The sequence below is a fragment of the Dehalococcoidales bacterium genome (assembly GCA_035529395.1).
Taxonomy (GTDB): Bacteria; Chloroflexota; Dehalococcoidia; order Dehalococcoidales; family Fen-1064; genus DUES01.
On sequence record DATKWT010000152.1, the window covers coordinates 1 to 7,252 of the forward strand.

The window sequence follows — 7,252 nt, forward strand, 5'->3', positions numbered from 1 at the left end:
TGTCCAGGTTGGGAAGGCTAGCAGGTCTTCAATGGTCTGCTAGTGTAGTGTCTTACAAATGCCTTTGCAGTTTCTGTCATTCTAGTCATCCGTCTCACAATTGACTTGACCACGCAGGCTGCTAGCGCCAGACCGGCAAAGCCGTATCGCCGTATACGAGACGCCGCGCCAGTTGTCATCCTGAGCGAAGCGAATGGACCTTGGGGTGGTGGCTAATGGGTTCTTCTTCCCCGCCCCGGATTCTTCGTCGTCCTTCGGGTTATTGAGAGGACGGACTCCTCCAGAATGACAACGTGGATTGTAAAGATATATACGAGACAATACGCTAGCCTGCCAGCGATGGGCACTAAATCATGAGAATACAGAAAGGAGCGGGAGAAGGGATTTTTTTGGTGGGCCATCCTGGGCTCGAACCAGGGACCTCAGTCTTATCAGGACTGCGCTCTAACCAGCTGAGCTAATGGCCCGTATTTTACGTGTTTATTGTAGCGGAAAAGGACCCGGGTGGCAAGCTGCGTAAATAGAAAGCACCTTAACCCCTGGATAGTGGAAGGAAGGAGACTCTGTGGAAAACCACAGAGATCGACCTGGAAGATAGCGGGTTGTTACACCCTATCTCTCCCTAGAAAGGAGGTGATCCAGCCGCAGCTTCCGCTACGGCTACCTTGTTACGACTTCGTCCCAATCATCAGCCCCACCTTCGGCGACTGCCTCCCCGCGAACGGGGTTAGCCCATCGACTTCAGGTGTTGCCAACTTTCATGACGTGACGGGCGGTGTGTACAATCCCCGAGAACGTATTCACCGCGCTGTGCTGACACGCGGTTACTAGCAACTCCAACTTCATGCAGGCGAGTTTCAGCCTGCAATCCGAACTGAGGACGGCTTTGAGGATTAGCTCCAGATCGCTCTATTGCAACCTATTGTACCGCCCATTGTAGCGTGTGTGTAGCCCAAGGCATAAGGGCCGTGCTGACTTGACGTCATCCCCACCTTCCTCCCCGTTTTGCAGGGCAGTCTCGCCAGAGAGTGTAACTGGCAACAGGGGTTGCGCTCGTTGCAGGACTTAACCAAACACCTCACGGCACGAGCTGACGACAGCCATGCAGCACCTGTGACGGTTCCCGACTTAACGAGTCGTTACCCTTTCGGGTTCCTACTTCCGCCATGTCAAGCCTTGGTAAGGTTCTTCGCTTTGCATCGAATTAAACCACACGCTCCGCTGCTTGTGCGGGGACCCGTCAATTCCTTTGAGTTTTAGTCTTGCGACCGTACTCCCCAGGCGGGACACTTAACGCGTTAGCTTCGGCACAGAGAGGGTCGATACTCCCTGTACCCAGTGTCCATCGTTTATGGCGTGGACTACCAGGGTATCTAATCCTGTTTGCTCCCCACGCTTTCGGGCATCAGCGTCAGAAACAGCCCAGGAGGCCGCTTTCGCCACTGGTATTCCTCCCGATATCTACGCATTCCACCACTACACCGGGAATTCTACCTCCCTCTGCTGCCCTCGAGCTCAACAGTATCGGATGGTGCCTCCCAGTTGAGCCGGGAGATTTTACAACCGACTTGAAGAGCCGCCTGCGCCCACTTTACGCCCAGTAAATCCGGATAACGCTCGCCACCTACGTTTTACCGCGGCTGCTGGCACGTAGTTAGCCGTGGCTTATTCCCCGGGTACTGTCATTATTCATCCCCGAGAAAAGAGGTTTACGAACCGAAGCCCTTCATCCCTCACGCGGCGTCGCTGGATCAGGCTTTCGCCCATTGTCCAATATTCCCTGCTGCTGCCTCCCGTAGGAGTCTGGGCCGTGTCTCAGTCCCAGTGTGGCTGACCATCCTCTCAGACCAGCTACCGATAGTCGCCTTGGTAGGCCATTACCCCACCAACAAGCTAATCGGACGCAAGCCCCTCCTCAGGCAACCGAAGTCTTTCTTAGCGGGTCATACTACCCGCTACCACATGCGGTATTAGCCCCGATTTCTCGGAGTTATCCCCCACCTAAGGGCAGATTACTTACGTGTTACTCACCCGTTCGCCACTATCCTTAACCCCGAAGGGCCAAGAACCGTTCGACTTGCATGCATAAGGCACGCCGCCAGCGTTTATCCTGAGCCGGGATCAAACTCTCCGTATTAAAGAATTGATTACTCAGAACCTTCCTTCCACTATCCAGTTGTTAAGGTACTATGTGCAACTAGTTATCTTACCATAGCCTCCAGAACCATGTCAAGGAAAACAGGCGGGGTTCACAGCCTTCTCCACAAGGTGTCGGCAAACCTGCTAGGTCTGCTGCTCTTTGGTCCCGCGACGTGAGGCATCAAGGTCAAGGCCGGGGCCGCTTCGACCGACCCGTCCCAGGGCATTGAGCTGACGGTGATAGGCAAAGAGAGCTCCTCTACCCATTATCTCTGCGTGGGTGTTGAAGGCCTCCTTCTGGACCGCTATTGCGTCCGGTGGGGCCTCAGCCAGCGTCTTTGCCAGGTTCCACACCTCTTCCTCCAGCTTGTCCGCAGGTACTGCCCTGTTGACCAGTCCAATACGTGCCGCTTCATTACCATCAATGATTCGCTGGGTCAGGAGCATTTCCTTGGCTTTTCGAAAACCGAGGTAGGTTATCCACAGCGGCATACTGTCGACACCACCCCGGCCGACAGGGTGTCCGAGGAGAGCATCATCAGCGGCAATAGCTATATCGCACAGCATCTCCAGATAGCACCCCGCGGCGAGACAGTAGCCATGCACCTGGGCGATGACAGGCTTGGGCAGATTCATAATCCTCAGGTACCGTTCACTGATGCCCCGTAAAGTACTGAGGGCATTGCTGACAGTCCACTGTTCATGCCCCTCAGGAACGCTGATGTAGTAGCTCCCTTTGAGGTCCCATCCGGTGCAGAAAGCCCTCCCTTCACCGCACAGGATGACAACCCTCACTTCAGGGTCATCCTCAGCCTGACCAAAGGCGGTAATCAGGTCGTCCCACAAGGCATGGCTCAGGGCGTTCATCTTGTTGCCCCGGTTCATGGTAATCCTGGCAATATTGTCCTTGACTTCGTAGATGATGTTCTCCAGTTCCATAATAGCTCCTCCCTGTTTCTTATATTATTAACGCGAACTGCGGGTTAATAAATGATAGCGCAAAAGGCCCCCTCTGGCAAACAGGTGTACTCGTCCATTACACTAGTGATACTTCGTATTCATACTCACTGTCATTGCTTCGCTTCGCTCGCAATGACATCCCTCGAGATAGAGTGCACCCGTATGTGCATCAGAGTGTTAGCTGTCTATCTGAACTAGAGCAGCAACAACGGCGCCCGTCTGCAGGAATGGCAACGAAGCACTTGCCTGCCTTTTATCACAAACCGAATGTTCCGGCAGGTTGCTTTGCATACGCAATTTACCCGTAGTACAATAAGCTGTAGTTACAGAACAGCGACATGGAAGGTGTGCAGACAGAATGGCGAAACGGCAAAAGGCGAAGAATATCGGCGAGCTCAAAGCCTCCGGCTACAAGCCGGTCTCAATAAAAGAGGAAATGAGGCACAACCTGATAACCTCCATCAGGAAGAAGACGGATATATTTCCCGGAATTATCGGCTATGAGCACAGCGTGATTCCCCAGGTCCAGAATGCGGTAATGTCCGGGCAGGATATCATCTTCCTCGGTGAGCGCGGTCAGGCGAAGTCGCGTATCATGAGGTCGCTGATTGCCCTGCTGAACAAAGAAGTTCCGGTCATCCAGGGGTGTGAGATAAACGACGACCCCCTGATGCCGATATGCCGGTACTGCCGCAACCGGGTGGCCGAAGAGGGAGATGCCACTCCGATTGACTGGCTGCCGCGAGAGGAGCGTTACGGTGAGAAGCTGGCCACGCCGGACATCTCAATAGCCGACCTTATCGGGGATGTCGACCCCATCAAGGTCGCCGAAGGCAGGTACCTTTCCGACGAACTGGCCATCCATTATGGCCTGATACCCAGGACCAACAGGGGCATATTCTGTATCAACGAGCTGCCGGACCTCGCGGAACGCCTGCAGGTGGGCCTCTTTAATTTAATGGAGGAACGGGACATCCAGATACGGGGCTACCGTATCCGGCTCCCCCTGGACATGTTCCTGGTAGCCAGCGCCAACCCGGAAGATTATACCAACCGGGGACGCATAATTACGCCGCTGAAGGACAGGTTCGGCGCCCAGGCAAGGACTCACTACCCGGTTAACATCGAGGACGAGATAACCATCATGGACATGGAGCGGCGGCAGTTCGGCGAAGATGAAGTCGAGAGCTACACTCCCCCGTACATGAAGGAGATAATCGCTGAGGTCACCCACCTGGGCAGGAAGAGCCCGGATATCAACCAGCGCTCCGGTGTCAGTGTCCGGGTATCAATTGCCAACTACGAGACAATAATCTCCAACGCCACCCGGCGGGCGGTGACCCTCGGAGAGAAGCTGGCCGTGCCCCGCATCACGGACCTCCCCCACATCTACTCATCCACTGGCTCCAAGATAGAGCTGGAGGGATTCGAGGATACCAAAGAGGGCAAGCTAATCGACGACCTCATCAGGAAAGCAGTACTTAATGTTTTCAACCGGCACTATCGGTTGAGCAACCTGGAAACGCTGATTACCCAGTTCAGTGAGGGGTTCAGCGTAGAGGTCTCCGACATGATGCCGGCCAAGGCTTACGTGCGTATCGCCAAGGAGATTATCGGTCTCCTCGAGGCTCTCAAGACAGTCGCTGACTCCGAGAGGCCGGAGGAAATAGCGTCTGCCGCCGAGTTCGTCTTTGAGGGGTGCCACGTGAATAAACGACTGAATAAAGCCCGGCAAGACGGCAAGACCATCTATCGGAGCTAGCATGAGTATCTTCCGTTACTCAGAGTGGGACGGGACACAGGAGTTCCTTGACTTCGACCATGAAGAGCTCATGGACGAGTTGGCGCGTAACCTCATGCAAGACGGCAGCATGTCCTATGCCCTCTGGAAGATGCAACGCCAGGGTATGAGGGACAGTCAGGGTAGACGTCTCCCCGGCCTGCAGGATTTGCTGCAACGACTACGCCAGAAAAAACAATCTCAACTCGATAAGTACAAGCTCGGTTCCGTAATGGACGAAATCCAGAAAAAGCTGGAGGACGTGGTCAGGACCGAACGGCAGGGCATCCAGAAAAGGCTGGACGAAGCCAGGCAGAAGGTCGAAAAGGGTGCCGAGGGCGTGGGCGAGGAACTAGGACAGAAGCTGCTCAAGAGAATCGAGGACATGGCTGCCCAGAACCTGGAGAAGCTGGACAGTCTGCCCAAAGACGTCGGTGGCCAGGTGAAGGAGCTTACCGACTACGACTTCATGGACGATGAGGCGCGGCAGAAGTTCCAGGAACTGATTGACATGCTCAAGCAACACGCCATGCAGTCCTACACCCGCGACCTTACCGAGAAGCTGAAGGAAATGGACCCGGAGACCCTGGCTAACCTGCGGCACTTCGCGGAAGCGATAAACCAGATGCTGGAGCAGCGCATGAGGGGGGAGGAGCCGGACTTCGAGAAATTCATGGAGCAGTTCGGCGACTTCTTCGGTCCCAACCCACCGCAGAGTCTCGATGAGCTTATTGAGCGTCTCCAGAGGCAAATGGCACAGGCACAATCTCTGCTGGACAGTATGTCGGCGGAAGACCGGGATTCGCTGGACAGTCTGCTGCGCTCAATGCTGGATGAAGCCACCCAGTACGAGCTCGCCAAGATGAACGCCAACCTGGAGACGCTGTATCCCGGCGAGAAACTGGGACGGCAGTACAACTTCACCGGTGAGGAGTCCATTTCCTATTCCGAGGCCCTGAAGCTGATGGAGATGCTCCAGGAGATGGACAAACTCGAATCGGAGCTCAAGGAGGCGCAGTACAATCGCTCCCTGGACACCATAGACGAAGAGATGGTCAAGGAGTTGCTGGGTGAGGAGGCCGCCCAGGACCTGGAACAGTTGCGTAATATCACCAGGATACTGGAAGAAGCGGGCTACATTCAGTCGAAGGGCGGCCGGTATGAACTGACGCCCCGAGGTATGCGCAAGATAGGACAGAGAGCCCTGAAGGATGTCTTCTCGCAGCTAAAGAAGGACCGCACCGGGACCCACAACCTGAACCACAAGGGTCCCGGCACCGAGCGGATGGAGGAGACCAAGCCATACGAGTACGGCGACCCCTTCCATCTGCACCTGGAGAAGACCATCATGAACTCCATCTACCGGGAGCAGCAGACGCCACCGCTGAAGTTGACCCCGGACGACTTCGAGATATACCGGATGGAAGAAATGACGCGGTCGGCAACGGTACTGATGCTCGACCTTAGTCTGTCGATGCCGATGCGGGGCAACTTCCAGGCCGCCAAGCAGGTGGCCATCGCCCTCGACGGGCTGATAAGGACACAGTACCCGAAGGATACGCTGCACGTAATCGGTTTTTCCAGCTACGCGCGGGAGCTGAAAAAGCAGGACCTGCCCTACATGGGCTGGGACGAGTTCGACCCGTACACCAACATCCAGCACGGTCTCTATACGGCCAGGAAGCTGCTCGCCAGGGAACGGTGCAACAACAAGCAGATACTGATGGTATCGGATGGGGAGCCTACGGCACATATCGAGGACGGGAATATCTACTTCCAGTACCCTCCCAGCATGCGCACCATCCAGCTTACGCTGCGCGAGGTGAAGCGCTGCACTCAGCAGAACATCGTGATAAATGTCTTCATGCTCGACGAGAGCCAGTTCCTGAATGCGTTCGTCTCCCAGATGGCGCGCCTGAATAAGGGAAGGGTATTCTACACGAGCCCGGATACACTGGGCGAATACATGCTGGTGGACTACATGTCCAGCAAGAAAAGCAGGCTGTAGTAAGGCCAGAGGGAGACCTCCACGGCCTCCTCCGGCCCAAGTGGCCGGGGTCCAAGCTGTTCTAGACCTACATTTCCCGTGGATTCCTCTGGTAGGATGTAAGTGGCAGAATGTATGAGCCTAACCGACGAGTAGGGGTAAGAACAGTGCCCAGAAGGCTAGCCTTGATAGCTTCTCTGCTTGTTACCTTGCTGGCAGTCACCGCTTGCCAGCAGACTCGCACGCCAGTGCCGCTGAGGGATATCCTCCCGATTGCCGAAGGGCCGGAAGCCGCCGACGACATTGTCTTTGATCGTGTTTTGACGTACCGGGCCAACGTCCACGAGGCCGGGAAAGAGAACCCCTGGCCACCCATTAAGGTCACC

At 55.4% G+C, this 7,252-nt stretch carries 4 protein-coding genes, 1 tRNA gene and 1 rRNA gene; 3 read left to right on the top strand and 3 right to left on the bottom strand.

The features are described from left to right. Positions 1–390: 390 nt before the first annotated feature. The 3 genes from VMW13_09710 to VMW13_09720 form a co-directional block, all read right to left on the bottom strand. Positions 391–467 (bottom strand) — tRNA-Ile (locus VMW13_09710). Between the two features lie 159 nt (positions 468–626). Further along, positions 627–2,137: ribosomal RNA gene (locus VMW13_09715) — 16S ribosomal RNA — on the bottom strand. 146 nt (positions 2,138–2,283) lie between these two features. Then, positions 2,284–3,078, bottom strand: a complete 795-nt coding sequence (locus tag VMW13_09720; protein HUV45092.1) for an enoyl-CoA hydratase/isomerase family protein — start codon at positions 3,076–3,078, stop codon at positions 2,284–2,286. Between the two features lie 379 nt (positions 3,079–3,457). Between VMW13_09720 and VMW13_09725 the strand changes: the two genes are divergently transcribed. The 3 genes from VMW13_09725 to VMW13_09735 all read left to right on the top strand — a co-directional run. After that, entirely contained in the window at positions 3,458–4,861 is a 1,404-nt protein-coding gene (locus VMW13_09725) for a hypothetical protein (GenBank protein ID HUV45093.1), read from the top strand. Between the two features lies 1 nt (position 4,862). Beyond that, on the top strand, positions 4,863–6,887 hold the full coding sequence (locus VMW13_09730; protein ID HUV45094.1) for a hypothetical protein: 2,025 nt from the start codon (positions 4,863–4,865) through the stop codon (positions 6,885–6,887). Positions 6,888–7,051: 164 nt separating this feature from the next. Continuing rightward, positions 7,052–7,252 (top strand): hypothetical protein (locus VMW13_09735; protein ID HUV45095.1); only part of this gene is annotated, 201 nt, incomplete at its 3' end.

Excerpts from the sequence above, each read along its gene's own strand:
- VMW13_09720 (HUV45092.1), bottom strand. The coding sequence starts at position 3,078 with ATGGAACTGGAGAACATCATCTACGAAGTCAAGGACAATATTGCCAGG.
- VMW13_09725 (HUV45093.1), top strand. The coding sequence starts at position 3,458 with ATGGCGAAACGGCAAAAGGCGAAGAATATCGGCGAGCTCAAAGCCTCC.
- VMW13_09730 (HUV45094.1), top strand. The coding sequence starts at position 4,863 with ATGAGTATCTTCCGTTACTCAGAGTGGGACGGGACACAGGAGTTCCTT.